At 67.9% G+C, this 25,330-nt stretch carries 24 protein-coding genes and 1 pseudogene; 16 read left to right on the forward strand and 9 right to left on the reverse strand.

The genetic code is table 11. The features are described 5' to 3' along the window. Nucleotides 1-69 precede the first annotated feature (69 nt). The gene (locus G6N38_RS22850) at nucleotides 70-1,554 is read right to left on the reverse strand and encodes an RNA polymerase sigma factor (RefSeq protein ID WP_163750270.1); all 1,485 of its coding nucleotides are present in this window, start codon (nucleotides 1,552-1,554) and stop codon (nucleotides 70-72) included. Between the two features lie 174 nt (nucleotides 1,555-1,728). Beyond that, complete coding sequence (gene ppgK, locus G6N38_RS22855) at nucleotides 1,729-2,508, reverse strand: polyphosphate--glucose phosphotransferase (RefSeq protein WP_163750271.1); 780 nt, start codon at nucleotides 2,506-2,508, stop codon at nucleotides 1,729-1,731. Nucleotides 2,509-2,590: 82 nt separating this feature from the next. On the opposite strand from ppgK, the gene G6N38_RS22860 reads away from it, so the two are divergent. Then, entirely contained in the window at nucleotides 2,591-3,451 is an 861-nt protein-coding gene (locus G6N38_RS22860; RefSeq protein WP_163750272.1) for an inositol monophosphatase family protein, read from the forward strand. A gap of 5 nt (nucleotides 3,452-3,456) precedes the next feature. Here G6N38_RS22860 and cei read toward each other — a convergent pair whose 3' ends face one another. Continuing rightward, nucleotides 3,457-4,107, reverse strand: a complete 651-nt coding sequence (gene cei, locus G6N38_RS22865) for an envelope integrity protein Cei (RefSeq protein WP_163750273.1) — start codon at nucleotides 4,105-4,107, stop codon at nucleotides 3,457-3,459. 168 nt (nucleotides 4,108-4,275) lie between these two features. On the opposite strand from cei, the gene G6N38_RS22870 reads away from it, so the two are divergent. Beyond that, a complete protein-coding gene (locus G6N38_RS22870) occupies nucleotides 4,276-4,578 on the forward strand; it encodes a DUF4193 domain-containing protein (protein WP_163750274.1) in 303 nt (100 codons plus the stop codon). A gap of 64 nt (nucleotides 4,579-4,642) precedes the next feature. On the opposite strand, the gene G6N38_RS22875 is transcribed toward G6N38_RS22870, so the two are convergent. Next, a complete protein-coding gene (locus tag G6N38_RS22875) occupies nucleotides 4,643-5,143 on the reverse strand; it encodes a DUF3093 domain-containing protein (protein ID WP_407662798.1) in 501 nt (166 codons plus the stop codon). Nucleotide 5,144: 1 nt separating this feature from the next. Between G6N38_RS22875 and dut the strand changes: the two genes are divergently transcribed. Together dut and G6N38_RS22885 are read left to right on the forward strand one after the other, a co-directional pair. After that, a complete protein-coding gene (gene dut, locus G6N38_RS22880; protein ID WP_163750276.1) occupies nucleotides 5,145-5,609 on the forward strand; it encodes a dUTP diphosphatase in 465 nt (154 codons plus the stop codon). Further along, nucleotides 5,606-6,406, forward strand: a complete 801-nt coding sequence (locus G6N38_RS22885; RefSeq protein WP_407662799.1) for a DUF3710 domain-containing protein — start codon at nucleotides 5,606-5,608, stop codon at nucleotides 6,404-6,406. Before dut ends, G6N38_RS22885 begins: the two co-directional genes overlap by 4 nt. Nucleotides 6,407-6,418: 12 nt before the next feature. On the opposite strand, the gene G6N38_RS22890 is transcribed toward G6N38_RS22885, so the two are convergent. Further along, nucleotides 6,419-7,123 (reverse strand): alpha/beta fold hydrolase, encoded by a 705-nt coding sequence (locus G6N38_RS22890; protein WP_163750278.1) that lies wholly within the window; start codon nucleotides 7,121-7,123, stop codon nucleotides 6,419-6,421. Nucleotides 7,124-7,244: 121 nt separating this feature from the next. On the opposite strand from G6N38_RS22890, the gene G6N38_RS22895 reads away from it, so the two are divergent. The 4 genes and pseudogenes from G6N38_RS22895 (at nucleotide 7,245) to G6N38_RS30830 (ending at nucleotide 9,737) form a co-directional block, all read left to right on the forward strand. Beyond that, complete coding sequence (locus G6N38_RS22895) at nucleotides 7,245-7,616, forward strand: OB-fold nucleic acid binding domain-containing protein (RefSeq protein WP_163750279.1); 372 nt, start codon at nucleotides 7,245-7,247, stop codon at nucleotides 7,614-7,616. Next, complete coding sequence (locus G6N38_RS22900) at nucleotides 7,613-8,326, forward strand: DUF3159 domain-containing protein (protein WP_407662800.1); 714 nt, start codon at nucleotides 7,613-7,615, stop codon at nucleotides 8,324-8,326. Before G6N38_RS22895 ends, G6N38_RS22900 begins: the two co-directional genes overlap by 4 nt. An 81-nt stretch (nucleotides 8,327-8,407) precedes the next feature. Continuing rightward, nucleotides 8,408-8,989, forward strand: a pseudogene (locus G6N38_RS30825) (MFS transporter); the annotation flags it as partial. Nucleotides 8,990-9,128: 139 nt separating this feature from the next. Continuing rightward, entirely contained in the window at nucleotides 9,129-9,737 is a 609-nt protein-coding gene (locus G6N38_RS30830; RefSeq protein ID WP_246228088.1) for an MFS transporter, read from the forward strand. On the opposite strand, the gene G6N38_RS22910 is transcribed toward G6N38_RS30830, so the two are convergent. Together G6N38_RS22910 and G6N38_RS22915 are read right to left on the reverse strand one after the other, a co-directional pair. Beyond that, nucleotides 9,734-10,417, reverse strand: a complete 684-nt coding sequence (locus tag G6N38_RS22910) for a potassium channel family protein (protein ID WP_163750280.1) — start codon at nucleotides 10,415-10,417, stop codon at nucleotides 9,734-9,736. The two genes, G6N38_RS30830 and G6N38_RS22910, sit on opposite strands and share 4 nt — an antisense overlap. Nucleotide 10,418: 1 nt before the next feature. After that, on the reverse strand, nucleotides 10,419-11,096 hold the full coding sequence (locus tag G6N38_RS22915) for a potassium channel family protein (RefSeq protein WP_163750281.1): 678 nt from the start codon (nucleotides 11,094-11,096) through the stop codon (nucleotides 10,419-10,421). A 125-nt stretch (nucleotides 11,097-11,221) separates the two neighbouring features. Between G6N38_RS22915 and G6N38_RS22920 the strand changes: the two genes are divergently transcribed. The 4 genes from G6N38_RS22920 to dxs are packed head-to-tail and all read left to right on the forward strand — an operon-like array spanning nucleotide 11,222 to nucleotide 17,668. Beyond that, a complete protein-coding gene (locus G6N38_RS22920) occupies nucleotides 11,222-13,225 on the forward strand; it encodes an APC family permease (RefSeq protein WP_179968440.1) in 2,004 nt (667 codons plus the stop codon). Further along, on the forward strand, nucleotides 13,170-14,420 hold the full coding sequence (locus G6N38_RS22925) for a class I SAM-dependent RNA methyltransferase (RefSeq protein ID WP_163750283.1): 1,251 nt from the start codon (nucleotides 13,170-13,172) through the stop codon (nucleotides 14,418-14,420). Before G6N38_RS22920 ends, G6N38_RS22925 begins: the two co-directional genes overlap by 56 nt. A gap of 1 nt (nucleotide 14,421) precedes the next feature. Further along, nucleotides 14,422-15,723, forward strand: a complete 1,302-nt coding sequence (gene nhaA, locus G6N38_RS22930) for a Na+/H+ antiporter NhaA (protein ID WP_163750284.1) — start codon at nucleotides 14,422-14,424, stop codon at nucleotides 15,721-15,723. A 28-nt stretch (nucleotides 15,724-15,751) separates the two neighbouring features. Then, entirely contained in the window at nucleotides 15,752-17,668 is a 1,917-nt protein-coding gene (gene dxs / locus G6N38_RS22935) for a 1-deoxy-D-xylulose-5-phosphate synthase (RefSeq protein WP_163750285.1), read from the forward strand. Here dxs and G6N38_RS22940 read toward each other — a convergent pair. After that, nucleotides 17,665-18,951, reverse strand: a complete 1,287-nt coding sequence (locus tag G6N38_RS22940) for a ribonuclease D (RefSeq protein WP_163750286.1) — start codon at nucleotides 18,949-18,951, stop codon at nucleotides 17,665-17,667. The two genes, dxs and G6N38_RS22940, sit on opposite strands and share 4 nt — an antisense overlap. 1 nt (nucleotide 18,952) lies before the next feature. After that, nucleotides 18,953-19,489: a DUF3000 domain-containing protein gene (locus G6N38_RS22945; protein ID WP_246228090.1), complete on the reverse strand. Its 537-nt coding sequence runs from the start codon at nucleotides 19,487-19,489 to the stop codon at nucleotides 18,953-18,955. Nucleotides 19,490-19,650: 161 nt separating this feature from the next. Here G6N38_RS22945 and hemE point away from each other — a divergent pair, with 161 nt between their 5' ends. The 4 genes from hemE (at nucleotide 19,651) to G6N38_RS22965 (ending at nucleotide 25,302) form a co-directional block, all read left to right on the forward strand. Continuing rightward, nucleotides 19,651-20,700, forward strand: a complete 1,050-nt coding sequence (gene hemE / locus G6N38_RS22950) for a uroporphyrinogen decarboxylase (RefSeq protein WP_163750288.1) — start codon at nucleotides 19,651-19,653, stop codon at nucleotides 20,698-20,700. After that, nucleotides 20,697-22,052, forward strand: coding sequence for a protoporphyrinogen oxidase (locus G6N38_RS22955; protein ID WP_163750289.1), 1,356 nt, complete (start codon nucleotides 20,697-20,699; stop codon nucleotides 22,050-22,052). Before hemE ends, G6N38_RS22955 begins: the two co-directional genes overlap by 4 nt. 29 nt (nucleotides 22,053-22,081) lie before the next feature. Then, nucleotides 22,082-22,786, forward strand: coding sequence for a hydrogen peroxide-dependent heme synthase (gene hemQ / locus G6N38_RS22960; protein ID WP_163750290.1), 705 nt, complete (start codon nucleotides 22,082-22,084; stop codon nucleotides 22,784-22,786). A gap of 173 nt (nucleotides 22,787-22,959) precedes the next feature. Next, nucleotides 22,960-25,302, forward strand: a complete 2,343-nt coding sequence (locus tag G6N38_RS22965; RefSeq protein ID WP_163750291.1) for a putative bifunctional diguanylate cyclase/phosphodiesterase — start codon at nucleotides 22,960-22,962, stop codon at nucleotides 25,300-25,302. The last annotated feature ends 28 nt before the right edge of the window (nucleotides 25,303-25,330 follow it).

Below are 25,330 nucleotides of genomic sequence, written 5' to 3' on the forward strand. Positions count from 1 at the left end.
TGGACCGGGTCGAGTTGTCGAGGACGCCACGCGACACCCCGCGATGAGACCACCGCGGGGGTGCGGCTCTTAGTCGAGGTAGTCGCGCAGTACCTGAGACCGGCTGGGGTGGCGCAGCTTGCTCATGGTCTTCGACTCGATCTGGCGGATCCGTTCGCGGGTGACGCCGTAGACCTGCCCGATCTCGTCGAGGGTGCGGGGCTGACCGTCGGTCAGCCCGAACCGCAGCCGCACTACACCGGCTTCACGCTCGGAGAGCGTCTCGAGCACCGACTGCAGCTGATCCTGCAGCAGGGTGAACGAGACCGCGTCGACGGCCACGACGGCCTCGCTGTCCTCGATGAAATCGCCGAGCTGGCTGTCACCCTCGTCGCCGATGGTCTGATCCAGTGAGATCGGCTCACGCGCGTACTGCTGGATCTCCAGCACCTTCTCCGGCGTGATGTCCATCTCCTTGGCCAGCTCTTCGGGAGTGGGCTCGCGGCCCAGGTCCTGAAGCAGCTCACGCTGGATACGGCCGAGCTTGTTGATGACCTCGACCATGTGCACCGGGATACGGATGGTGCGGGCCTGGTCGGCCATCGCGCGGGTGATGGCCTGACGGATCCACCAGGTGGCGTAGGTGGAGAACTTGTAACCCTTGGTGTAGTCGAACTTCTCCACCGCGCGGATCAGGCCCAGGTTGCCCTCCTGGATGAGGTCCAGGAAGGCCATGCCGCGGCCGGTGTAGCGCTTGGCCAGCGACACCACCAGGCGCAGGTTGGCCTCGAGTAGATGGTTCTTCGCGCGGTCGCCGTCGCGGCAGATCCACTGCATGTCGCGGCGCTGCTGGACCGGCAGCTTCTCACCCTTGTCGGTTTTCTCGACCATCAGCTGAGTGGCGTACAGGCCGGCCTCGATCCGCTTGGCGAGCTCGACCTCCTCCTCGGCGTTGAGCAGCGCGACCTTGCCGATCTGCTTGAGGTAGGCACGAACCGAGTCGGCCGAAGCGGTCAGCTCGGCGTCTTTACGGGCCTGGCGCAGCGCCTCGGACTCCTCTTCGTCCCAAACGAAGTCACCGGAGGCCTTGTCCTTTTCGGACGGCTCTGAGATGTCCTCCTCGTCGCTGGCCTCACCTGCGGCCGCGGGGGCCTTGGTGGTCGCGGCCTCATCGCCGTCCTCGTCAGCGTCGTCGACGACGACTTCGAGATCGTCGAGCTCCAGTTCATCGTCGACGACGACGTCGATATCGGGTTCGCCGTCGAGTTCGGTGTCGACGTCCTCGTCGGTGCCGACTTCGGCATCGCCGTCGGCGGCCGTCGCGTCCTTCTTGCCGCGGCCACGAGCCGCGGGGGCTTTCTTCGCGACGCGTGGCTTGGCCGGGGCCGTGTCACCAGCGTCGATGGGATCGGAATCGCCGGCTTCCGCAGTGGCGGCGCGGGGCGCGGCCTTGGCGACGCGCTTGGCGGGCGCGGAACCGTTAGCGGCCTTCGCCGCCGGCTTCTTTGCGGGAGTCTTGGTGGCGGTGCGCTTCACCGGCTCGTCGGTTGCCGGGCTTGCTTTGGTCGCTGCCACGTACACCCTTTCGGTCGTGCTGGCTCTCGGTGGGCGCGGGGGCTCCACCGAAAGCGTCGGCTATGAGGACTGTTGGCGTGGATCTCGTTGCGGATTCTCGCCGCTATCCGGTAGGCGGCCGCCGTCGACCATTGTAACGACAGTGCGAGCATCTACCGCGCGAGCGGCGAAAAATCAGCGTGTGACGCCGGCCTGAGCCGCCATCGCCGCGCCCACGATGCCCGCCTCGTTCAGCAGTTCCGCGGCAACCACCGGGGTTCGGTTCTTCAACAGCGGGATCCACTTCTCGGACTTACGGCTGATGCCGCCGCCCGCGATGAACAAGTCGGGCCAGATTGCATTCTCGATGCTGACCAGCACTTTTGTGACTTCTTCAGTCCACCGCTCGTAGCTCCATTCTTTGCGCTCCTTCACCGAGGAGGCGGCGCGGTGCTCGGCCTCCTTGCCGCCCACCTCGAGGTGGCCGAACTCGGTGTTGGGTAGCAGCTGGCCGTTGTGAATCACGGCGGAGCCGATTCCGGTGCCAAAGGTGAGCAGCACGATGACGCCGTTCTTGTTGCGTCCGGCGCCGTGGCGCTGTTCGGCCATGCCGGCGGCGTCGGCGTCGTTGAGAACGACGACGTGTTGGCCGCCCAACGCGCCGCTGATGACCTCGGCGGCGTTGGTGCCGATCCAGCCCTTGTCGACGTTGGCCGCGGTCTGTACGACGCCGTTGACCACCACGCCGGGGTAGGTGACGCCCAGCGGGCCGGTCCAGTTGAAGTGCCGAACCACCTCGGCGACGGTCGCGGCCACCGCCGCCGGGGTCGACGGCTGCGGGGTGGGCAACTTGAAGCGGTCCCCGATGAGCAGGCCGGTGTCGAGATCGACGACGCCGCCCTTGACCCCGCTGCCGCCGACATCGACGCCGAAGCCGCGATTCTGTCCGGGGGTGGGTGATTCGGTCTCGGGCATGGGGTTGCTCCTCAGCGAGGCGGGCGGTCTGCGCGATTGCCCACACTAGTGGCTGCGAGTCTGTCTGTGCTGCGATAGGCGGGTGACTGACAACCGGCCTGAGCAACTACGGGCGGTGGCCGAGCAGTTGGCCGCCGAAGCCGCCGCATTCGTCCGCCGGCGCCGGTCGGAGCTGCTTGGCGACGGGGAGAGGATGGCCTCGGATTCAGCGCGGCCCGGGCTGGTCCAAACGAAGAGCACGCCGACCGATCCGGTGACCGTCGTGGATACCGAAACCGAACTGCTGCTGCGGGATCGGCTGGCCGTGCTGCGGCCGGGCGAGGCGATCCTCGGCGAGGAGGGCGGCGGCCCGGCGGCCGGTGACGACGGCGCCGTCTGCTGGGTGATCGACCCGATCGACGGCACGGTCAACTTCGTCTATGGCATTCCGGCGTATGGGGTTTCGATCGCCGCACAGATCGACGGCGTGTCGGTGGCGGGTGCGGTCGCCGATGTGGTCAGTGGCGACATGTATTCGGCGGCGGCGGGTCACGGCGCTGACGTGGTCAGTGGCGGCGAGCGCCGGGCATTGCACTGCAGCGTCTCGACCGACCTGTCGATGGCGTTGGTGGGAACCGGATTCGGCTATGCGCCGCAGCGGCGCGCCGAGCAATCTGCGTTACTGGCCCGGCTGTTGCCGCAGGTGCGTGACGTGCGGCGGATCGGGTCCGCCGCCCTGGATCTCTGTCTGGTCGCTGCCGGTCGCCTCGACGCCTACTACGAGCACGGCCTGCACGTCTGGGACTGGGCGGCGGGTGCGTTGATCGCGACCGAGGCGGGCGCGCGGGTGGTGCTGCCGCCAGTCGACGAAGAGGGCGGGCTGGTGGCGGCCGCCGGTCCGGGCATCGCGGGCGCGCTCATCGACGCGTTGGACCGGGCCGGGGGACTGCGGCCCCTGGGATAGCCGGCTCAGCAGGTGCCGTTGTGGATCTTGCTGATCAGTGCCGAGTCGGCGGGCTCGGTGGCGTCCGGGCGCAGACCGGCCAGGACGGCGTCGATGTCGTCGCTGTGGGCCAGGGTGGTGAAGTCGGTGCCGATCGACAGGTCCACCGAGTCGTCCTTGCGGTCGTCCTGGAAGAGCTCGACGCAGGGTGCCACCAGCCATACCGCGGCCGCGGCGGCCCGGCCGCTGGAACCGAAGCGGATCTGGCCCTGGCAGCTCAGCCGTGTGCTGGCGTAGATCGGATCGTTGGCCGCGGTGGGCTGGGCGAAGCCGACGTCCCGCAGTGCGCCGGCGACCTCACCGGCCTGTCCGCCCTGGCCGCTGGCGTTGAGGACCCGGATCTTGGTGTCGACAAGTTTGGCCGGCGCGACGTCGAGCATCGAGGCGTGCGAGACCTGTTCACCGAGCTTGGGCGCGGCCGGATCGGCGGCGGGTGGAGGCGGGTTGCAGGCCGCGGCCTCCCGTACGTCGACCGGGCGGGTCAGCACGAACGCCCACACCACCGCGGTGATCGTGAACATGACACCGAGGGCGATGAGTCCGGGCAGGTAGTTTCGCCGACGGAACGGACGACCGTTCTTGTCGAAGGCCGTGCCCTCCGTGATTTGAGCGACCACGGATGCACTCTAGAGGCACGCGGTGCGTGCCGACGGAACACGCCCGTCGAATCAGATCGATCTATGTGATGTAAATCACACGCGGATATGGGGGTTCTGGGCACGAATCGTTTGGCGGATCCGTTCGACGCTGATACAAAGCCATGCTGAGGTTTGGAGGGGACAACAATGGCTACCGATTACGACGCCCCACGGCGCACTGAGACCGATGAGGTGTCCGAGGACTCGCTCGAGGAGCTGAAGGCTCGCCGCAATGAGGCGCAGTCGGCGGTGGTCGATGTCGACGAAACTGACTCCGCCGAGAACTTCGAGCTGCCCGGTGCCGACCTGTCCGGCGAGGAGCTGTCGGTGCGGGTCGTCCCGAAGCAGGCCGACGAGTTCACCTGCTCGAGCTGCTTTTTGGTGCACCACCGGAGCCGCCTGGCCAGCGACAAGAACGGCGTGATGATCTGCACGGACTGCGCGGTCTAGCTGCGCCAGTCAGCTGCCGTCCCGCGCCGATGCGGGCCGGAACGGGCTGGGGAGGAGCGGGCTATCAGCTCCTCAGCGCGGACAGCACCCGATCGGGGTGGCGCACGCTGACCAGCCAGTACGGCGTCGGATCGTCGGGATCGTCGAGGACGACCAGCACAAGGGGGCCGACCCAGCCGCGGTGCAGGACATAAGCGGCCGGATCGAGCTGGCGGCCCAGCGCTGCCGATTTCGCGGTGCGCGGGATCTCGGCCGACCGTGACACCACCGACATCGGTAGATGGGCCTGACCGGCCCACAGCTCGACGTCGGCGCCGTCGGTCACCACGCGGACCTCGGTGCGGCTCAGCCACAGCAACACGCCCGCCGCGACGGCGCCGAGCAGGGTGTAGGGCAGCCAGACGGGCAGGGTGCGCACGCCCATGGTGACTTCCTTGGCGATCAGCGCTGCCAGCGCCAGACCGAGCGGCCACCACCACCACGGCACCCAGAGCCGCTCGCGATAACGCACGGTTTGCGAGGTCACACGCGAACCAGACACGCGGCCAAGGGTAGTCTGTGCCATCGTGCCAACCAGTCTCGCGGTGGTTCGCCTAGACCGCGATCTCCCGATGCCCAGCCGCGCCCATGACGGCGATGCGGGCGTGGATCTGTTCAGTGCGCAAGACGTCGACCTGGCGCCCGGCCACCGTGCCCTGGTGAGCACCGGGATCGCCGTGGCGATCCCGCACGGCATGGTCGGCCTCGTCCATCCGCGCTCCGGTTTGGCTGCGCGCGTGGGTCTTTCGATTGTTAACAGCCCCGGCACGATCGACGCCGGATATCGCGGCGAAATCAAAGTGTCGTTGATCAACCTCGACCCGACCGCGCCGATCGCGATTCGGCGCGGTGACCGCATCGCTCAACTGCTGGTCCAGCGGGTCGAACTCCCAGAGCTGGTCGAGGTGGCCTCGTTCGACGAGGCCGGACTGGCTGACACCACCCGTGGCGAAGGCGGCCATGGATCCTCCGGCGGACATGCGAGTTTGTGATGGCATTCGGCAGACGTAAGAACGAACCCAAGATTCCCGCGGACGAGGCGCCCGAAGGCGCTGAGGCCACCGAGGACACCGCGGCCGCTGAGCCCGACGACGTCGATGGCGACGCCACCGTCGACTACGACGGCGGCCCTTTCGACGTCGAGGACTTCGACAACCCCGACGACGCCGCGGAAGCCCGGCTCGACCTCGGTTCGGTGCTGGTCCCGATGCCGGCGGCCGGCCAGATCCAGGTCGAGTTGAACGAGGTTGGTGTGCCGAGCGCGGTGTGGGTGGTCACGCCCAACGGCCGGTTCACCATCGCGGCCTACGCGGCACCGAAGTCACCCGGCCTATGGCGGGAAGTTGCCTCGGAGCTGGCCGACTCGCTGCGCAAGGACAACGCTGCGGTGTCCATCGAGACCGGCCCCTGGGGCCGTGAGGTGGTTGGTACCGGCGCCGGCGTGGTCCGTTTCATCGGGGTCGACGGCTATCGCTGGATGATCCGCTGCGTGGTCAACGGCGCCCCAGAAGCCATGCCGAACCTCGTTGTCGAAGCGCGAGAAGCGTTGTCCGACACAGTTGTTCGACGCGGCGACACCCCGCTGCCGGTGCGCACCCCGCTGCCGGTCAACCTGCCCGAGCCGATGCTCGAACAGTTGCGTCAGGCTGCTGCCCAGCAGGCTCAGATGGTGGCGGCCCAGCAGGCGCTGGTGCAGGAGCAGCAGGCGCAGGGCCAGCCGCCAACTGAGCGGCGCAGCGCGTCGGGCTCGGCCATGCAGCAGCTGCGCAGCTCCAGCACCGGCGGCTGATCCCCCGGGGACCTAACCGGCCGCCTCGTCCAGCGCGGCCAGGCACGCCGTCCCGAGCACTGACGGGTCAGGGCCGAAGTCGTCGAGGCTGACCGTCCGCAGCGCCGCGCGCGGCGCCGCTGACACCCATTCCAGCGCCACCTCCAGCGGATGGATCGGATCGTCGGATGCCCCGACCACACCCATGGGCACGGTCAGCCGCTCCAATTCGGTGATGTTCGGCGCGACATAGGCGGCGGCTTCCTCCATCGCATCGGGCAGTTCGGGCCACTGGCCCAGCCAGCTGCGGGTGAGCTCGTCGGCCAGCCAGGCCGGGCTGGACGCCCGCATCTGCGCGGTTGTGGCGACCAGTCCGGCGGTGCGCAGCTGGTGGGCGGTGTGCCGGGCCGACAGTGCGGCCGGCGCCGCCGGCGCGGCCCCGGTCCACGCCGGCAGTGCGGCCAGCACCGCCACCGCGTGGCTCGGGTGAGCCAATGCCCATGCGACCGTCACGGCCGCCCCGATGGACACGCCTCCGACGATGATCGGCCCCTGACGGGCGGCGTTGTCGAGCGCGTCGAGGTAACTGGCGACCAGCCGGGACGGTTGCGGCGCGGGCGTCGACACCACCGCGCCGACCCCGTGTAGCGGCCCGGAGAACGCCCGGTAGACGTAGTCGTCGTCGGAGCCTGTCCCGGGCAACAGCACCGCGGTGGTGCCTCGGAAGGTGATCGTCATCTCCTGATCCTGCCTGTGACGGATTAGCAACGGTCGCCGCGGGTATGCCACGTGGCATTAGGGAACCAACAGGTCTACCGTTGCGTTGGCATTGTGATCCGCTGAAGTATCAGGAGAGGCCATGGCTACGGCCGAAAGTTTTGTCCGCCGTCTCACCCGTCGGTTGACGGAGGACCCTGAGCAGCGAGATGTCGAAGAACTCACCGATGAGGCGGCTGCCACCGGCGCGCAGCGAGCAATCGATTGTCAGCGCGGCCAAGAGGTCACCATGGTGGGCACCCTGCGCAGTGTGGAGATGAACGCCAAGGGCTGCGCCGGCGGGGTACGTGCCGAGCTGTTCGACGGTACCGACACCGTGACCCTGGTCTGGCTGGGACAGCGCCGGATCCCCGGTATCGAATCGGGTCGCGCCCTGCGCGTGCGCGGCCGGCTGGGCACGCTGGAGAGCGGTGCCAAGGCCATCTACAACCCGCATTACGAGATCCAGACTTGAGCCTTCCCGTCGAAGACAGCGATCGCTCGCAAGATTCCGTCGATATCGAGCCGCCCGCTGCCGAGAGGACTCCGGCCCAGGCGTTGCTGGCCCAGATGGGCGGTGTCAGTGGGCTGATCTATTCGGCGTTGCCCGTCGCCGTGCTGGTGCCGGTGAATACCGCGTTTGGTTTGGTGCCCGCGATCGCCGCGGCGCTCGGTGTCGCCGCGGCGATCCTGGTGTGGCGTCTGGTTCGCCGCGACTCCGTGCAGCCCGCTGTCTCCGGCTTCATCGGCGTCGGGATCAGCGCCCTGATCGCCTGGATGGTCGGGGCGTCGAAAGGCTACTTCCTGCTTGGCATCTGGACGTCGCTGATCTGGGCGGGGGTCTTCGCCCTGTCGGTGCTGATCCGCCGGCCCATTGTTGGCTACGCCTGGAGCTGGATCCAGAGCCACGACCACACCTGGCGCAGCAGCCGGCGCGCGGTGCTGGCCTTCGACATCGCGACGGTGACCTGGGTACTGGTGTTCGCGTCGCGTTTCGTGGTGCAGCGTCACCTCTACGATTTGGACCAGACCGGCTGGCTGGGGGTGGCCCGCATCGCGATGGGCTGGCCGTTGACCGGGGTGGCCGCGCTGGTGACCTACTTGGCGATCCGGGTGGCCCAGCGGGCGATCCACGCCGCGCACGCGGACAGCCACGACACCGGCGCCGCACCGGCCGCTGACTGACGGCTCGTGGCAGTGCGTGACGACCGCCTGCTCGTCGCGGCCGCGGTGCTCGCGTCCTTCGTCGCCTTCCTCGACGGCTCGGTGGTCAATCTCGCGCTGCCTGCCATCCAGGCTGATCTGGGCGGCGGGCTGGTCACCCAGCAGTGGGTCGTCGATGGGTACCTGCTGACACTTGGCGCACTGATCCTGGTCGCCGGGGCGATCTCCGACACCTTCGGCCGATTGAGGGTGCTGCGCGCCGGACTCGTCGCGTTCGGCTTGGCTTCGCTGCTGTGCGCGGCCGCACCCACCGGCGCGGTGTTGATCGCGGCGCGCTGTGTGCAGGGGGTGGGCGCCGCCTTTCTGGTTCCCAGCTCGCTGGCGATGCTGAACGCCAGGTTCGTCGGCCCCGCGCAATCCCGCGCCATCGGGATCTGGACGGCGTGGACCGGAACCGCTTTCGTGATCGGTCCGCTGCTCGGCGGATTGCTCGTCGAGGGTTTCGGCTGGCGCTGGGTGTTCGCCGTCAATCTCGTGCCGCTTGCCGTCACCCTCGTCCTCACCGGCAGATTGGCTGACGGCCCCGCCCCACGCACCGGGAGTGTCGATATCGTCGGCGCAGCCCTCGCCGCCATCGGCCTGGGCGGCACCGTCTTCGCCGTGATCGAACAGCAGCGCATGGGCTGGACCAACCCGGCGATCCTGACCGGGCTGGTCGTTGGGCCGATGTGCCTGATCGCGTTCGGCTGGTGGGAACGCCGCGCCGATGCTGCCCCCCGGCATATTCGCTGCGCGCAACTTCGCGGTGGGCAACCTCGCCACGATGTTTCTCTACGCGGGCGTCTCGCTGGGGCAGGTGCTCATTGCCCTGTACCTGCAGGAGACCGGGCGGCTGTCGCCTGCCCAAGCCGGGCTTGCGACATTGCCGGTGCCGATCTTGTCGCTGCTACTGGCTGCCCGCTTCGGCGGGCTGGCCGGCCGGTACGGACCCCGCCGATTCATGGCTGTCGGGCCTTTGATCGCCGCGGCTGGTTTCGTGCTGATGGCGGTGACGACCGGCGACATCTGGTTGCAGACGGTGCCGGGGCTGGTCCTGTTCGGCATCGGCTTGGCGGTCACGGTCTCACCGTTGACCGCCGCGGTCCTGGCGGCGGTCGACCCTGGCCAAAGTGGGATCGGGTCTGCGATCAACAACGCGGTGGCCCGCGTTGCGGGTCTGATCGCCATCGCCTGCACCGCTGTCATCGTCGGTGGCGCAATTGATGTGGGCGGCTTTCACCGCGGGACGATGGTCACCGCGGTGTTGCTTCTGATCGCCGCAGCCGTGTCGGCGGTGGGAATCCGAGATAGCGTGCGGGAACGGTCCGCGCCATCGCCGGCAGCGCTGGCCGCCTGCCAGGATCGGGACGGCCCGCCCCCGGCGACCCGCTAGCCCGTAGAGGCCGACAGCACCGTTCGGCGCAGCTCGTCTTCCACCTCTGGCGCCGCGACGAACAACAGCTCGTCGCCGCCTTCGAGCGGTTCGTCGGCTTCCGGCACGATCACCCGCGGTCCGCGCAGGATCGTCACCAGCGTGGCATCGCGCGGCAGGATGAGCTTGCGCACCGGCCGTCCGCCCCACGGCGTGTCGTCGGGCAGGGTGATTTCGACGAGGTTGGCGTGGCCCTGGCGGAACTGCATGAGCCGCACCAGATCGCCCACCGCGACGGCCTCTTCCACCAGCGAGGCCAGCATCCGCGGCGTGGACACCGCGACGTCCACGCCCCATGAGTCGTCGAACAGCCACTCATTGCGGGGATCGTTGACCCGGGCCACCACGCGCGACACCGCGAACTCCGTCTTGGCCAGCAGGGACAGCACCACATTCGCCTTGTCATCGCCTGTCGCGGCCACGACAACATCGAAATCATGCAGGTGTACCGACTCCAGCAGGCTGATCTCGCAGGCGTCGCCGAGCCGCCAGTGTGCGGCCGGGATCGCGTCGACGTCCAGATGTTCGGCATTGCGCTCGATGAGCGTCACCTCGTGCTCGCTCTCGAGCAGTTCGCGGGCAATCGAGCGGCCGACCGCACCCGCCCCGGCGATCGCCACTTTGAGCCGTTTGTCGCCCATCTCAGTGCCCCTCTCCGACGTCCGGGCCGGGCGGTAACGCGGCGATCGCCAGCGCTTCGCCAGCGCGCCCCGATACCGCGGCGATGTAGACCTGATCGCCGGCCTGGACGACGGTTTTGGGCTCGGGCAGGATGCCGGTGCCGAACCGGATCACGAACGCGACCCGTGCGCCGGTGGCCTCCTCGAGGGAGGTCAGCCGATGCCCGACCCACCCTTCGTGCAGGGTCACCTCGGCGACGGCCATCGTGCCGGTCGGATCCCGCCATTTGGCCGTCTCGGTGTCGCGCAGGAGGGCGTTCAGCAGCCGATCGGTGGTCCAGGGCACGGTCGCCACCGTGGGGATGCCGAGGCGCTCGTAGACCGCGGCACGTTTGGCGTCGTAGATCCGCGCGACGACCCGTTGCACCCCGAATGTCTCGCGGGCCACTCGAGCCGAGATGATGTTCGAGTTGTCGCCAGAGGAGACCGCGGCGAACGCGTCGGCGTCCTCGATCCCGGCGCGCAGCAGCACTTCTCGGTCGAATCCCATGCCCAGCACCCGTTCGCCGGAGAAGTCCGGCGACAACCGGTGAAACGCCGTCGCATCCCGGTCGATGACGGCCACCTCGTGGCCGATCCGCGACAGCGCGTCGGCCAGCGACGCGCCGACACGGCCGCACCCCATCACCACTACCCGCACCTGGCGTCCTCCCGGCTTTGTCGCGCGTTGACCCGCAGCGAACCCGGGCCGCGAAGTGCCTGACCCATGTGTGCGGACAACGACCGTACGGGGAACGCTACAGCCAAACCGCCATGGGCCTACTCTTGGCACTCGTGTCTAAGCTTTCGACCGCCGCCCGTCGGCTGGTCCTGGGGCAGCCGTTCCGCAGCGACAAGCTGAGTCACACGCTGCTGCCCAAGCGCATTGCCTTGCCGGTCTTCGCCTCCGACGCCATGTCATCGGTGGCTTACGCGCCCGAGGAAATCTTTCTGGTGCTCTCGGTGGCGGGCCTGTCGGCCTACGCGATGGCGCCGTGGATCGGGGTGATGGTCGCGCTGGTCATGCTCGTGGTGGTGGCCTCCTACCGGCAGAACGTGCACGCCTATCCCTCCGGCGGCGGCGACTACGAGGTGGTGACCACCAACCTGGGGCCGACGGCCGGCCTGACGGTGGCCAGCGCCCTGCTGGTCGACTACGTGCTGACCGTCGCGGTGTCGATGGCGTCGGCCATGTCGAACATCGGCTCGGCGGTCCCGTTCATCGCCCAGCACAAAGTGGCGTTCGCCGTCGTGGCCATCGTGATCCTCACCGCGGCCAACCTGCGCGGCATCCGCGAGTCGGGCACCGCGTTCGCCATCCCGACCTACGCTTTCATCGTCGGCATGTTCATCATGCTGATCTGGGGCTTCTTCCGGATCTACGTGCTGGGCGACGATCTGCAGGCCGAGTCGGCAAAGTTCTCGATGCACTCCGAGCACGGCGACGTCATGGGTTTCGCGATGGTGTTCCTTGTCGCGCGGGCGTTTTCGTCGGGTTGTGCCGCGCTGACCGGTGTGGAGGCGATCAGCAACGGCGTACCGGCGTTCCGTAAGCCCAAGTCCAAGAACGCCGCCACCACCTTGCTGATGTTGGGGACGATCTCGGTCGCCCTGCTGATCGGCATTATCGTGCTCGCGACCAAGATCGGTGTGAAGATCGCCGAACGGCCGGACGAGCAGCTCGGTGGGGCGCCGGCCAACTACCACCAGAAGACGCTGGTGGCCCAGCTGGCCGAGACGGTGTTTGCCGGTTTCCCCTTGGGTCTGTGGCTCATCGCCGGTGCCACCGCGCTGATCCTGGTGCTGGCCGCCAATACCGCGTTCAACGGATTCCCGGTGCTGGGCTCCATCCTGGCCCAGGACCGCTACCTGCCGCGCCAGCTGCACACCCGCGGCGATCGGCTGGCCTTCTCCAACGGCATCCTGTTCCTCGCGGCGGCTGCGATCGCGTTCGTCGTCGCGTTCAACGCCGAAGTCACCGCGCTGATCCAGCTGTACATCGTCGGGGTGTTCGTGTCGTTCACGCTCAGCCAGATCGGCATGGTTCGGCACTGGACGCGGCACCTGCGCACCGAAACCGACCCGCGGGTTCGCCGGCACATGATGCGCTCGCGGGTGATCAACACCATCGGCTTCATCGCCACTGGGGCCGTCCTCATCGTCGTTCTGGTCACCAAGTTCGTCGCCGGCGCCTGGATCGCAATCCTGGCTATGACAAGCCTTTTCGTCTTGATGAAGGCCATCCACAAGCATTACGACACGGTGGCCCGTGAACTGGCCGAGCAAGAGGCCGAGCAGGGCGAGGTGATCTTGCCCAGCCGCAACCACGCCGTCGTGCTGGTCTCCAAACTGCACATGCCGACGCTGCGGGCGTTGTCCTACGCCAGGGCCACCCGGCCCGACGTGCTCGAGGCGATCACCGTCAACGTCGACGATTCCGAGACCCGCCAGCTGGTGCATAAGTGGGAGGACAGTGACATCACTGTCCCGCTGAAAGTTGTTGCCTCCCCGTACCGGGAGGTCACCCGCCCGGTACTGGACTACGTCAAGCGGATCAGCAAGGAAGCCCCGCGCACGGTGGTGACGGTGTTCATCCCGGAATACGTCGTCGGGCACTGGTGGGAGCAGGTGCTGCACAACCAGAGTGCGTTGCGGCTCAAGGGGCGGCTGCTGTTCATGCCCAACGTGATGGTGACTTCTGTTCCATGGCAACTTAATTCGTCGGAACGGGTGCATGATTTGGAGGCGCAGAACGCACCAGGCGACGTGCGCCGAGGGTTCTTGGAGTGACGCGATAGTGGATCAGGGGGATGCGGTCGAGCTGGTGCTCACAACGGGCTCGGCCGCCAACGGGGGCAGCTGTGTGGCACGCCATGAGGGGCGGGTCGTGTTCGTCCGCTACGCACTTCCCGGCGAGGTGGTGCGCGCCCGGGTGACCGGTGACCGCGGATCCTATTGGCACGCCGAGGCAATCGAGATTCTCGAACCGTCGCCGGACCGGGTGGAATCGCAGTGCGCGATCGCCGGTGTGGGCAAGGCCGGCTGCTGTGACCTGGCCTTCGCCAGCCCCGAGGCGGCCCGCGTGCTCAAGGGACAGGTGGTGGCCAACCAGCTGGCCCGGCTCGGTGACTTCACCTGGGACGGGGTGGCCGAACCCCTGGGTGACGGCGCTGCCCGTGGCTGGCGCACCCGGGTGCGGCTGGCCGTGGATGCGGGCGGCCACGCGGGATTTCATCGCTATCACAGTGCCGAACTGGTCACTGACCTACGCTGCGGCCAGTTGCTCGACGGGCTTGTCGACGGGCTGGAGGGATCACGCTGGAAGCCGGGTGATCAGGTGCACGTCGTCGCCGACGACGACGGCACCCGCCACGTTGTGTGTAACAACCGTCAGCAGCGGCGTGGTCACCGCGCCGAGGGCGAGTTCGACGCGGTGCAGCGGGTGGGGCAGCGGGCCTGGCGAGTTCCGGTCACCGGGTTCTGGCAGTCGCACCGCGACGCCGCGACGACCTACAGCGCGCTGGTGGCCGGCTGGGCGCAGGACATTGCGGGGCGCACAGCGTGGGATCTGTACGGCGGCGCTGGTCTGTTCGCCGCCGTGCTGGCCGAAGCGGTCGGCAACGATGGCCGCGTGCTGACGGTGGACACCTCACGCGCCGCCTCCGCGGCGGCACGCGCCGCATTGGCCGACCTGCCGGGCGTCGAGGTGCTCACCGATTCGGTGCGCCGGGCGCTGACCGCCCAGCAGGCGGGCGCTGACATCGCCGTCCTGGACCCGCCTCGGTCGGGGGCTGGGCGCGAGATCATCGACCTTCTCGCCGACGCCGGGGTGCCGCGGGTGATCCACATCGGCTGCGAAGCGGCGGCGTTCGCCCGCGACATCGGCCTGTACCGCGGGCACGGTTACACCGTCGAGCAGATCCGGGTGTTCGACTCGTTCCCGCTGACGCACCACGTCGAGTGTGTCGCGCTGCTGGTGAGGTGAGATGCGTCACGCCTTATTCGCCCGGGGGTCGTGGTCGGAAACGTCGCGGATCTCCTCGATCCTGCGCAAGGAGACCGTGGGCGGGGCGTTGCTGCTGTTGTCCGCCGCGATCGCGTTGGTCTGGGCCAATTCACCGTGGTCGGCGGCCTATGGCCGGCTGGGCGACCTCCACGTCGGCACGGACCGGCTCGGCCTGCACCTGGATCTGAGCCTGGGCGGCTGGGCGGCCGACGGGCTGTTGGCGATCTTCTTCTTCGTCGTCGGACTGGAGCTCAAACGGGAGTTCGTTGCCGGCGATCTGCGTGACCCGGGCCGCGCCGCACTGCCGATCGCCGCCGCGGTGGGCGGCATGGTCGCACCCGCGGCCATCTTCGTGGCCTTCACGCTGCCCGAGGGCGGCGGCGCGAGCCGCGGCTGGGCCATCCCGACGGCCACCGACATCGCGTTCGCGGTCGCCGTGCTGGCCGTCCTCTCCACCCACTTGCCGGGTGCCTTGCGGACGTTTCTGCTGACGCTGGCCGTCGTTGACGATCTGCTGGCGATCACCGTGATCGCGGTGTTTTACACCGACAAGATCAACGTCGTTGCGCTGTTGATCGCAGTGATCCCGTTGACGCTGTTCGCGATCGTCGTGCAGCGCCGGATCAGTTCCTGGTGGCTGCTCGTCCCATTGGGTGTGCTCACCTGGGCATTCGTTCATGAATCGGGGGTGCATGCGACGGTGGCGGGGGTGCTGCTCGGGTTCACGGTGCCGGTGCTGCGCAGCGCGGCGGACGGCGGTCCCGACGCCGGACCTGGGTTGGCCGAGCACTTCGAGCACCGGATGCGGCCACTGTCGGCGGGCTTCGCGGTGCCGGTGTTCGCGTTCTTCGCCGCCGGTGTGACGTTCGGTGGCTATCACGGTTTGGTCACAGCTCTGAGTGATCCGATTGCGATGGGGATCGTCTTTGGCCTGGTGGCCGGCAAGACGATCGGGGTGTTCGGCACCACCTGGACACTGGCCAAGCTGACCCGTGCCAGCCTCGACTCGGCATTGCGCTGGGTCGACGTGTTCGGCATCTCGATGCTGGCCGGGATCGGTTTCACGGTATCCCTGCTGATCGGCGAATTGGCCTACGATCCTGGCTCCGAACGCCACGCCATCGTCAAAGTCGCGGTCCTCACCGGAAGTTTGCTGGCTGCCGCGTTGGCGGCGGTCGTATTGCGGCTGCGCAACCGGCATTACCGCACGGTGTGGCAGCTGGAGAACGACGATCGCGACCACGACGGTGTGCCCGACATCTACGAGTCTCATCAGGACTGATCTACGTACGGGTGCGTAGACTGGCCGAATGCTCGAACAGGTTCGCGGCCCAGCCGATTTGCAACACCTGTCCCAAGCGCAGCTGACCGATCTGGCCGCCGAGATTCGCCAGTTCCTGATTCACAAGGTCGCGGCCACGGGCGGACACCTCGGGCCGAACCTCGGTGTCGTCGAGCTGACGCTGGCGCTGCACCGGGTCTTCGACTCTCCGCACGACCCTATCCTTTTCGACACTGGGCACCAGGCCTACGTCCACAAGATGCTCACTGGCCGCGCGGCCGACTTTGACACGCTGCGCAAGCGAGAGGGCCTGTCGGGCTACCCGTCTCGCGCCGAAAGCGAGCACGACTGGGTCGAGTCCAGCCACGCCTCGGCGGCACTGTCCTACGCCGACGGGTTGGCCAAGGCCTTCGAGCTGACCGGCCATCGGAACCGCCATGTGGTAGCGGTGGTCGGCGACGGCGCCCTGACCGGCGGCATGTGCTGGGAGGCGCTGAACAACATCGCCGCCGCCCGCCGCCCGGTGGTGATCGTCGTCAATGACAACGGCCGCTCCTACGCCCCGACCATCGGCGGGCTGGCCGATCACCTGGCCGGGCTTCGGCTGCAGCCGGGTTACGAACGATTCCTGGAGCGCGGCCGGGTGGCGGTGCGCGGCGTGCCGGTCGTCGGCGAGGCCTGCTATCAGGCCATGCACAGCGTGAAAGCCGGCATCAAGGACGCGCTGTCTCCGCAGGTGATGTTCACCGACCTTGGCCTGAAGTACGTGGGCCCGATCGACGGGCATGACGAGCACGCGGTGGAGACCGCCTTGCGGCACGCCAGAGGCTTCAACGCCCCGGTGATCGTGCACGTGGTGACCCGCAAGGGCATGGGCTATGCGCCGGCCGAGAACGACGAGGCCGAGCAGATGCATTCCTGCGGGGTGATCGACCCCGACACCGGGCTGGCGACGAAGTCCTCGGCGCCCGGCTGGACCTCGGTGTTCTCCGAATCACTGATCTCTTATGCCGCCAAGCGGCGCGACATCGTGGCGATCACCGCGGCGATGCCCGGCCCGACCGGTTTGTCGGCGTTCGGGGAACGCTTCCCGGACCGGCTGTTCGACGTCGGGATCGCCGAGCAGCATGCGATGACCTCGGCGGCGGGCCTGGCGATGGGTGGGCTGCACCCGGTGGTGGCCATCTATTCGACGTTCCTCAACCGCGCGTTCGACCAGGTGATGATGGACGTTGCTCTGCACAAACTCCCGGTCACCATGGTGCTCGATCGGGCCGGGATCACCGGCAATGACGGCGCCAGCCATAACGGTATGTGGGACCTGTCGCTACTCAACATTGTTCCCGGCATCCAGGTGGCCGCGCCGCGTGACGGCGCCCGGCTGACCGAGGAGCTGGGTGAGGCGCTGGAGATCAACGACGGCCCGACTGCCATTCGCTTCCCCAAAGGTGAAGTGGGCGAGGACATTCCCGCGCTCGAACGGATCTCGGGTATCGATATCCTGGCACGTCCGACCGACGGTCTCGGTAACGATGTGCTGCTCGTCGCGGTGGGATCGTTCGCGTCGATGGCGCTCAAAGTCGCCCAGCGGCTGCGCAATCAGGGGATCGGTGTGACCGTCGTCGATCCGCGCTGGGTGATTCCGGTGCCCGATGCGGTTGCGCCCCTTGCCGAGTCGCACAAGCTGGTGGTCACGCTGGAGGACAACGGCGTGCGCGGTGGGGTGGGTTCGACGGTCTCGGCTACGCTGCGCGCCGCCGAGATCGATGTTCCCTGCCGGGATGTGGCTGTGCCGCAACAGTTCTTGGACCATGCCGCGCGCGGCGAGGTGCTCGAATCAGTGGGCTTGACCGAGCAGCACATCGCTCGTCAGGTCACCGGGTGGGTGGCCGCGCTGGGCGCGCTCGATGCTGACGAGCATCAGACCAGCGAACACCTCGACTAGTTCTGCACTTGCGGTGCGGGGTCCAACTTTGCGGCCAGCACCGGAACCACAAGCGTGCGTTGCCATTCCCTGGCCCCGCCGTCGCGCAGGACCTTCTCGATCGCCGTGCTGGCGTCGGCACTGTCCTGCCAGTCCCAGCACAGCCTGCGGACGAGTTCCGGGGAGACCAGGTTCTCGGTGGGGACATTCACCTTTTCGGAGAGCTCGGACAGCCCTGCCCGCGCGGCGTCCAGCCGGGCGGCGGCCTCGGGCTTGCGTTTGGCCCAGCGGACCGCAGGCGGCGGACCGTTCTGCGGCTCCGCGGTGTCCGGTGGCTCCGGGTTGGTGCGGGCCGACTCCAGCGCGGCCAACCAGACATTCGCGCTGCGGCGCTGCTTGTGTCCGCCGAAAATCGGCAGCTTCGTCAGGTCCTCGATCGTCTTGGGGTCGGCCACCGCGGCCGCGATGATCGCCGAGTCGGGCAGGATCCGGCCCGGCGCGATATCGCGACGCCGGGCGATCTGATCGCGCACCGTCCACAGCTCCCGGACCGCAGCCAGCGTCTGCCGGTTGCGGACCTTGTGGATGCCAGACGTCCGCCGCCACCGATCACGCCGCGTGGGTGTTGGATCGGCGCATCGGAGATACTCGAATTCCTCTGTGGCCCAACTGCTTTTGTGTTGCTCAGCTAGTATGCCCGCGATCGCATCCCGCAGTTCGACGAGCACTTCGACATCCAGGGCGGCGTAGTTCAGCCACGCGTCGGGCAGCGGGCGCTTGGACCAGTCCGCCGCACCGTGGCCTTTGGCCAGTCCCAGCCCCAGTAAGCGCTGCACCATGGCCGCGAGATTCACCCGCTCGAAGCCGGCCAGCCGCCCAGCCAGCTCGGTGTCGTACAGACTGGGCGGACGCATCCCGACCTCGGCCAGGCAGGGCAGGTCCTGGTCGGCGGCATGCAGAATCCACTCGTCGGTGGCCAGCACGTCGGCCACCGGTCGCAGCACGTCGATCGGGCTGTTGCCGTGGTTGACCGGGTCGATGAGCACCGTGCCGGCGCCGGTGCGCCGGATCTGGATGAGGTACGCGCGGTTGGAGTAGCGGAAGCCTGACGCCCGCTCGGCGTCGACGGCGAACGGGCCGGTGCCTTTGGCCAGCTGCTCTGCCGCCCGGGCGATCTCGTCGACGCTGATCGACAGCGGTGGCACGCCCTCGGCCGGGCACAGCAGGGGAGTCGCCTCGGGGGCGTCGTCGGCTGGGGTGTCGGACACCGCGGCTGCGGCGTCATCATCATCGGGTTCTGGCATGTCAGGCGCGGGAGCGGGAACCCAGATCTGTCACTCCCACCGGCGGCAGGCCCGCGGCGTGCTCGAGCACCTCGCAGAACGCCTGGACATGGGTGTCGAGTGCCATGGTGGTGGCCGTCCACGACGCGCGCATCTCGAGCTGATGAGCGCGCGGCGGACCGGAGATGTCGCCGTAGCGCACCGAGGTGGTGGCCGTGACGGTGCCGCCAAGGGCGGTGACGTGTTCGGCGCGGCTCTCCAGGGCGTCGATGAGCCAGCTCCAGGCCACCTCGGGCAGCAGCGGGTCGACGGCCTCACTGGAGTCCAGATCGGCCTGGATGTAGGCGACCAGGCGCATGGTGCCGTCCCACGCCTCTGAGCCGTCGGGGTCGTGGAGCAGGATCAGCCGACCGAACGCGTCACCTTCGGCCTGCTCGGGGACGATTTCGGTCTCGGCGTGCTTGACCTCCGCGCCCAGCGCATAGCTAAAGGGCGCGAGACGTTGAGGTGGGCGGATCGGACCGAGCTCGATCTCCGGCCGTACCTCGGCGGTGTTCATTGCCGCCACCGCCTCGCGGAATTGCGCCGGTTCCGCAGTGGTCACGGCAATTGACGCTAGCCCTATCGTCGAGGTGGAGGGGGCAGGCGCGCCGATTTGGTGCCATCTGGCGACTAAGGGCTCGTGGGCTGGGCCCGCGGGCTCGTGGGACCATGGACGCGATGAGTACCCGTCGTCAGCTGCCCGAGGCGCCCTACCTGGCCGCCGCCACCGGGCGCAAACCCAGCCGTGTCCCGGTGTGGTTCATGCGCCAGGCCGGCCGCTCCCTTCCCGAGTACCGCGAACTGCGGGCCAAGAACACGATGATGCAGGCCTGCTTCGACCCGGAGCTGGTGTGCGAGATCACTATGCAGCCGATCCGCCGGCACGGGGTCGACGCGGCGATCCTGTTCTCCGACATCGTCGTCCCGCTGCGCGGCGCGGGCATCGAACTGGACATCGTGCCTGACGTCGGTCCGGTGATCGACCACCCGGTGCGCACCGCAGCAGATGTGGACGCGATGAAAGGCCTTGAACCGCAGCGCGTCAGCGCGATTTCCGACGCGGTGGGCCTGCTGGTGGCCGAGCTCGGTGACGTTCCGCTGATCGGTTTCGCCGGCGCCCCGTTCACACTGGCGTCGTACTTGATCGAGGGCGGGCCCAGCAAGCTGCACGAGCGGACCAAGGCGATGATGCTGGCCGACCCGCCGACCTGGCATGCGCTGATGGGGCTGCTCACCGATGTGACCATCGCGTTCCTGAAGGTGCAGCTCGACGCGGGGGTGGACGCCATCCAGTTGTTCGACTCCTGGGCGGGCACATTGTCGCTGGCCGATTACCGCAGCCATGTGCTGCCGCACAGTTCCCGGGTGTTCGCAGCGCTGGCCGATTATCGGGTGCCGATGACTCATTTCGGCGTCGGGACCGCTGAACTGCTCGGCGCGATGGGGGAGGCGGGTGCCACCGTCGTCGGTGTCGACTGGCGCACCTCATTGGCCGACGCCGCGCTGCGCGTCGGTCCGAACGTGGCCTTACAGGGCAACCTGGACCCCGTCGTGCTGTTGGCCGGCTGGCCGGCGGTCGAGCGTGCGGCGCGTGCGGTGGTCGATGACGGCTGGCTGGCGGTCGACGCCGGCGCTGCCGGGCACATCTTCAACCTCGGCCACGGCGTGCTGCCGGGCACCGACCCTGGCGTGCTGACAGATCTGGTCGGCTTAGTGCATTCGCTGTGACCAAACAGTATTGCGTTGTCGGGGGCGGCATTTCGGGTCTGGTCGCGGCCTACCGATTGCGCGTGCTGGCCGGTGCTGACGCCGACATCACGGTGTTCGACCCGGCCGACCGGCTGGGCGGCATCCTGCGCACCGAGCGTCTCGCCGGCCAGCTAATGGACATCGGTGCGGAAGCATTCGTGGTGCGCCGCCCCGAAGTACCCGCACTGCTGGCCGAGCTCGGCCTGGCCGGCCGTCAGATCAGCACCACCGGCGTCCGGCCCACGATCTACAGCCAGGGCCGCATGCACCCGCTGCCGCCGGACACCGTCAACGGCATCCCGACCTCAGCGGGCTCGGTGACCGGCCTGGTCGACGACGCGACGCTCGCGCAGATGGCCGCCGAACCCAACCGGCCGCTGAACTGGCGGGCCGGCACCGACCCGGCCGTCGGCGCCGTCGTCGCCGACCGGTTCGGCGAGCAGGTGGTGGCCCGCTCGGTGGACCCGATGCTGTCCGGCGTCTACGCCGGCTCGGCGGCCACCATCGGCATCCGCTCCGCGGCGCCGACGCTGGCCGCCGCCCTGGACGCCGGCGCCGCCAGCCTCACCGACGCCGGGCGGCGCGCGCTGCCCGGCAGCACGGCCGGCCCGGTGTTCGGCGCCATCGAGGGCGGCTACCAGGTGCTGCTGGACGAATTGGTGGCCCGCAGCCGGCTGCGGTGGATACAAACCTCGGTGCAGCACATCGCGCCCGCCGCGAAGGGCTGGAGTCTGCGCGATGACGAAGGTTCGCACTGGCATGCCGACGCGGTGATCGTGGCCGTACCGGCGCCGAGGCTGGCGCCTCTGCTCACCGAGATCGCGCCGAACGCCGCCGCGGCAGCCGCCCGGATTCCGGTCGCATCCGCGGCGGTGCTGGCGCTGGCGGTCCCCGGCGGCACGCCGCTGCCGCAGCAGTCGGGTGTGCTGGTGGCCAGCGGAGAGCGCTTGCGCACCAAGGCAATTACCCTGTCCACTCGCAAGTGGGGGGCACGCGGTAACGCCGAGTTGTTGCGGCTGTCGTTCGGCCGGTTCGGCGATCAGGTGGCACGCAACACCTCCGATACCGACCTGCGAGCGTGGGCGGTGTCCGACCTGTTGACGGTGTTCGGCATCGCCATCGATCCGGTGGATGTTCTGGTGCACCGCTGGCTGGATGCGATGCCGCAGTACGGCCCAGGACACCGCGATCTGACCGCGGGACTGCGGACGGACCTGCCGCCCACGTTGGCGATCGCGGGGAACTATCTCGACGGCATCGGGGTGCCCGCCTGCGTGGCGGTGGCGGGTCGAGCGGCCGAGGCTGTGGTGGCCGCCACCATCGGTCAATAGTCGTATCCGCGCATGGCACCATGGGTGCCATGGCCAAACTGGACTACGACGAGCTCAACGCCACAATCCGCTACGTGATGTTCTCGGTGTTCGCGGCGGAACCGGGTGAGCTGGGGTACGACGAAGAATCCCGTGCCGCCGTCGTCGACGAGACCGCCACGTTCCTCAAGCAGCAGGAGGAGAACGGCGTAGTGGTGCGCGGTCTCTACGATGTCGCCGGTCTGCGTGCCGACGCCGATTTCATGATCTGGACGCACGCCGAGCGGATCGAGACGCTGCAGGCCACTTATAGCGACTTCCGCCGCACCACTACGCTGGGCCGGTCCGTCTCGCCGGTGTGGAGTGCCGTCGCGTTGCACCGGCCGGCCGAGTTCAACAAGAGCCACGTGCCGGCGTTCCTTGCCGGCGAGGAGCCGGGCAACTACGTCTGCGTCTACCCGTTCGTGCGTTCACTGGACTGGTACTTGCTACCCGATGACGAGCGCCGCAAGATGCTCGCCGACCACGGGATGGCCGCCCGCAGCTATAAGGACGTGCGCGCCAATACCGTGCCGGCTTTCGCGTTGGGCGATTACGAGTGGATCTTGGCGTTCGAAGCCCCTGAGTTGTACCGCATTGTCGACCTCATGCGGGATCTGCGGGCCACCGAAGCTCGTCGCCATGTGCGCGAAGAGATCCCGTTCTTCACCGGTCCTCGGGTCGGTGTCGAGGAGTTGGTCGCCAAGTTGCCCTAGGGTGGCGACGATGCAGGTAAACACCGTCGACTGAACAACTCGTTCGCTACGATTGCCTGGCCGTGATCATCCGCGGCCGAGACGATCGGGAGGCCCGATTGAGAGGGCTTAGGCCGACGCAGTCGATAGCCTTGGTCGCCGGCCTTATCGCGTCTGTCCTTCTCATCGACGCTGTGCTGACTGTTGTCGGATGGTCGACCGGCGCAGCGGTTCGATTCTTCGCCAATACCGACAACGTCATGATCGTGGTCGCCGTGGCGGCGGTGGTCGCGGCGACCTCGACCGCGCGATCCGCCCGTGGGCGGGTGCGCCTCGCGTGGGTCATTCTGGCGACCGGGCTCACGTCGTTCACCCTTGGTGCTGTCCTCTGGCGCGTCTACAAACTCGTCAACTACAAGCACCCGTACCCGTCGCTGGCCGACGCCGCCTATCTGGTGCTCCCGATCGCCACCGCGATCGCGCTGCTGCTGCTGTCCTCAGGGCTCAGCCGCACGTCGCGGACCCGGCTCATTCTCGACGGGCTGATCGTGGCCGGGTCGTTCACCATCGTCGGCTGGGCCGTGGTGCTGGACAAGCTGTGGAATTCGGCGCCCAAGGATCGCCTCCACGTGGCGGTCTCGGTCAGCTACCCGGTGTTGGATGCCGCGGTTCTCACCATCGGAGTCTTGGTGGTGGCGCGCAGTCAACGCGGTCAGCGCCTAACGCTGATCCTGCTCACACTGGGCATATTGGGGATTGCGATCTCCGACGGCGCCTTCGTATACCTGATGGCGACATACCAGCGAAGCACGCAGTTCGTTTACATCGGCTGGCTGGTGGGGCTGGCGCTCTTCATCGCCGCGGCCATCACCGGTCGGGGCTTCGCACATCGGGAAACGGCCACTGCACAACCGGTTTCGCTGACCTCGGTGTGGCTGCCGTTCATCCCGGCGCTGTTGGCAAGCCTGGCGGTATTCAGCCAGTCGCCCGCGGAGATCAAGTCCGGGCCGATACCGGCGATCGGGGTGGTGCTGCTGCTGGCCTTCGCCGGGCGCCAGCTGTTGGTGATGTTCGAGAATCGCATCCTGCTAGCCAGGGTGGCCGAGCAGGCGCTGCGTGATCCGCTCACCGGTGTCGGCAACCGGACCGTCTTCCGTGATCGCCTCAACCACGCGATGGAAATGCGGCAGCGCGATGGCATGTCGGTCGGTGTTCTGGTCATGGACCTCGACGACTTCAAGGTGGTCAACGACACCCTCGGTCACCCAGTCGGCGACGAACTGCTCAGCCTGGTCGCCGATCGGATCGCCGGCTGCGTGCGGGCCGGCGACACGGTAGCGCGCCTCGGCGGTGACGAGTTCGCCGTGTTGATCGAGGGCCGGGTGGACAATTCGCAGCTGGTCGCCCACCGGGTGGTGGAGGCGTTCGACGAGCCGTTGATCGTCGACGGCCAGGACCTGTTGATCCGGCCCAGTGTCGGGCTCGCGGTCGCCGATTCTGGTGAACCCGACTTGATGGCCGAGGACCTGCTCAAGCGGGCCGATATCGCGATGTATTCGGCCAAGCGGTCCCGCACCGGGGGCGTGCACCTCTTCAACGCGGAGATGCTGCTGGCCGAGGCGCCCGACAGTGACCTGTTCGCCAGCGGGCCGTTGCGGGTGGCCCGCAGCGGTGCGAGCACGATTCGGTTGCTGGGTGAGCTGCGTCAGGCCATCGACCAGTTCGAACTCACTCTGGTGTATCAACCGAAGTTCGATCTGCACACGGCCTCGATCGTGGGTGTTGAGGCGCTGGTGCGCTGGCCGCATCCGAAACGGGGCCTGCTGGGGCCCAACGAGTTTCTTCCGTTGGTCCGCCGCTACGGGCTGATGGGCTCGATCACCGATTTGGTGGTCAATACCGCACTCGATGACGTATTGCGTTGGCGCACGGAGGGCCTCACGGTGCCCATCGCCGTCAACATGTTCGCGCCGTCGATGGCCGATCTGCGCCTACCCGGCACGTTCGCCAAGTCGCTGGCCAGCCGCAACATCAGCCCGTCCCAGCTGACTGTCGAGATCACCGAAGACTTGTTCCTGGACAACATGGATCGCACCAAGTCTGTTCTGAATCAGTTGCAGGAGAACGGTATTCGGATTGCGATCGACGATTTCGGCAGCGGGTACTCGGCGTTGTCCTATATGCGCGACCTTACCGTCGACGAGGTCAAGCTGGACCGCACCTTCATCGCACCCATTCCCGCTGACCAACGGGCGGCCGCTGTGGTGCGCGCGGTGCTCAACCTGGCCGACGAGCTGGGGCTGACCACAGTGGCCGAGGGCATCGAGACCGCGGGAACGGCCGACTGGCTGCGCCAGCATGGCTGTCACATCGGGCAGGGCTATTACTTCAGTGCGCCGCTGGCTTCTGACGAGCTGGTCGAGATCTTGACGAAGTGTCAAAATGACGGCGACCGCCAGACATTGGGCTGTTCGGTCCGGGAGGGCTCCTGCCGCTGGGGTGACTCCGACGTTCCGCAGATCGAGCTGATGCGCTAGGTGTACGTTCGGGGCCGAGGGGGAAAGG

Origin of the sequence: Mycolicibacterium helvum, assembly GCF_010731895.1 — a bacterium.
GTDB lineage: Bacteria > Actinomycetota > Actinomycetes > Mycobacteriales > Mycobacteriaceae > Mycobacterium > Mycobacterium helvum.

Bases quoted from the DNA above. Each gene is read 5' to 3' on its own strand.
- ppgK (WP_163750271.1), bottom strand. From the start codon at position 2,508: ATGCCCGAGACCGAATCACCCACCCCCGGACAGAATCGCGGCTTCGGC.
- G6N38_RS22870 (WP_163750274.1), top strand. From the start codon at position 4,276: ATGGCTACCGATTACGACGCCCCACGGCGCACTGAGACCGATGAGGTG.
- G6N38_RS22875 (WP_407662798.1), bottom strand. From the start codon at position 5,143: ATGGCACAGACTACCCTTGGCCGCGTGTCTGGTTCGCGTGTGACCTCG.
- G6N38_RS22890 (WP_163750278.1), bottom strand. From the start codon at position 7,123: ATGACGATCACCTTCCGAGGCACCACCGCGGTGCTGTTGCCCGGGACA.
- G6N38_RS22895 (WP_163750279.1), top strand. From the start codon at position 7,245: ATGGCTACGGCCGAAAGTTTTGTCCGCCGTCTCACCCGTCGGTTGACG.
- G6N38_RS30830 (WP_246228088.1), top strand. From the start codon at position 9,129: ATGTTTCTCTACGCGGGCGTCTCGCTGGGGCAGGTGCTCATTGCCCTG.
- G6N38_RS22910 (WP_163750280.1), bottom strand. From the start codon at position 10,417: ATGGGCGACAAACGGCTCAAAGTGGCGATCGCCGGGGCGGGTGCGGTC.
- G6N38_RS22925 (WP_163750283.1), top strand. From the start codon at position 13,170: ATGATTTGGAGGCGCAGAACGCACCAGGCGACGTGCGCCGAGGGTTCT.
- nhaA (WP_163750284.1), top strand. From the start codon at position 14,422: ATGCGTCACGCCTTATTCGCCCGGGGGTCGTGGTCGGAAACGTCGCGG.
- dxs (WP_163750285.1), top strand. From the start codon at position 15,752: ATGCTCGAACAGGTTCGCGGCCCAGCCGATTTGCAACACCTGTCCCAA.
- G6N38_RS22940 (WP_163750286.1), bottom strand. From the start codon at position 18,951: ATGCCAGAACCCGATGATGATGACGCCGCAGCCGCGGTGTCCGACACC.
- G6N38_RS22945 (WP_246228090.1), bottom strand. From the start codon at position 19,489: ATGAACACCGCCGAGGTACGGCCGGAGATCGAGCTCGGTCCGATCCGC.
- hemE (WP_163750288.1), top strand. From the start codon at position 19,651: ATGAGTACCCGTCGTCAGCTGCCCGAGGCGCCCTACCTGGCCGCCGCC.
- hemQ (WP_163750290.1), top strand. From the start codon at position 22,082: ATGGCCAAACTGGACTACGACGAGCTCAACGCCACAATCCGCTACGTG.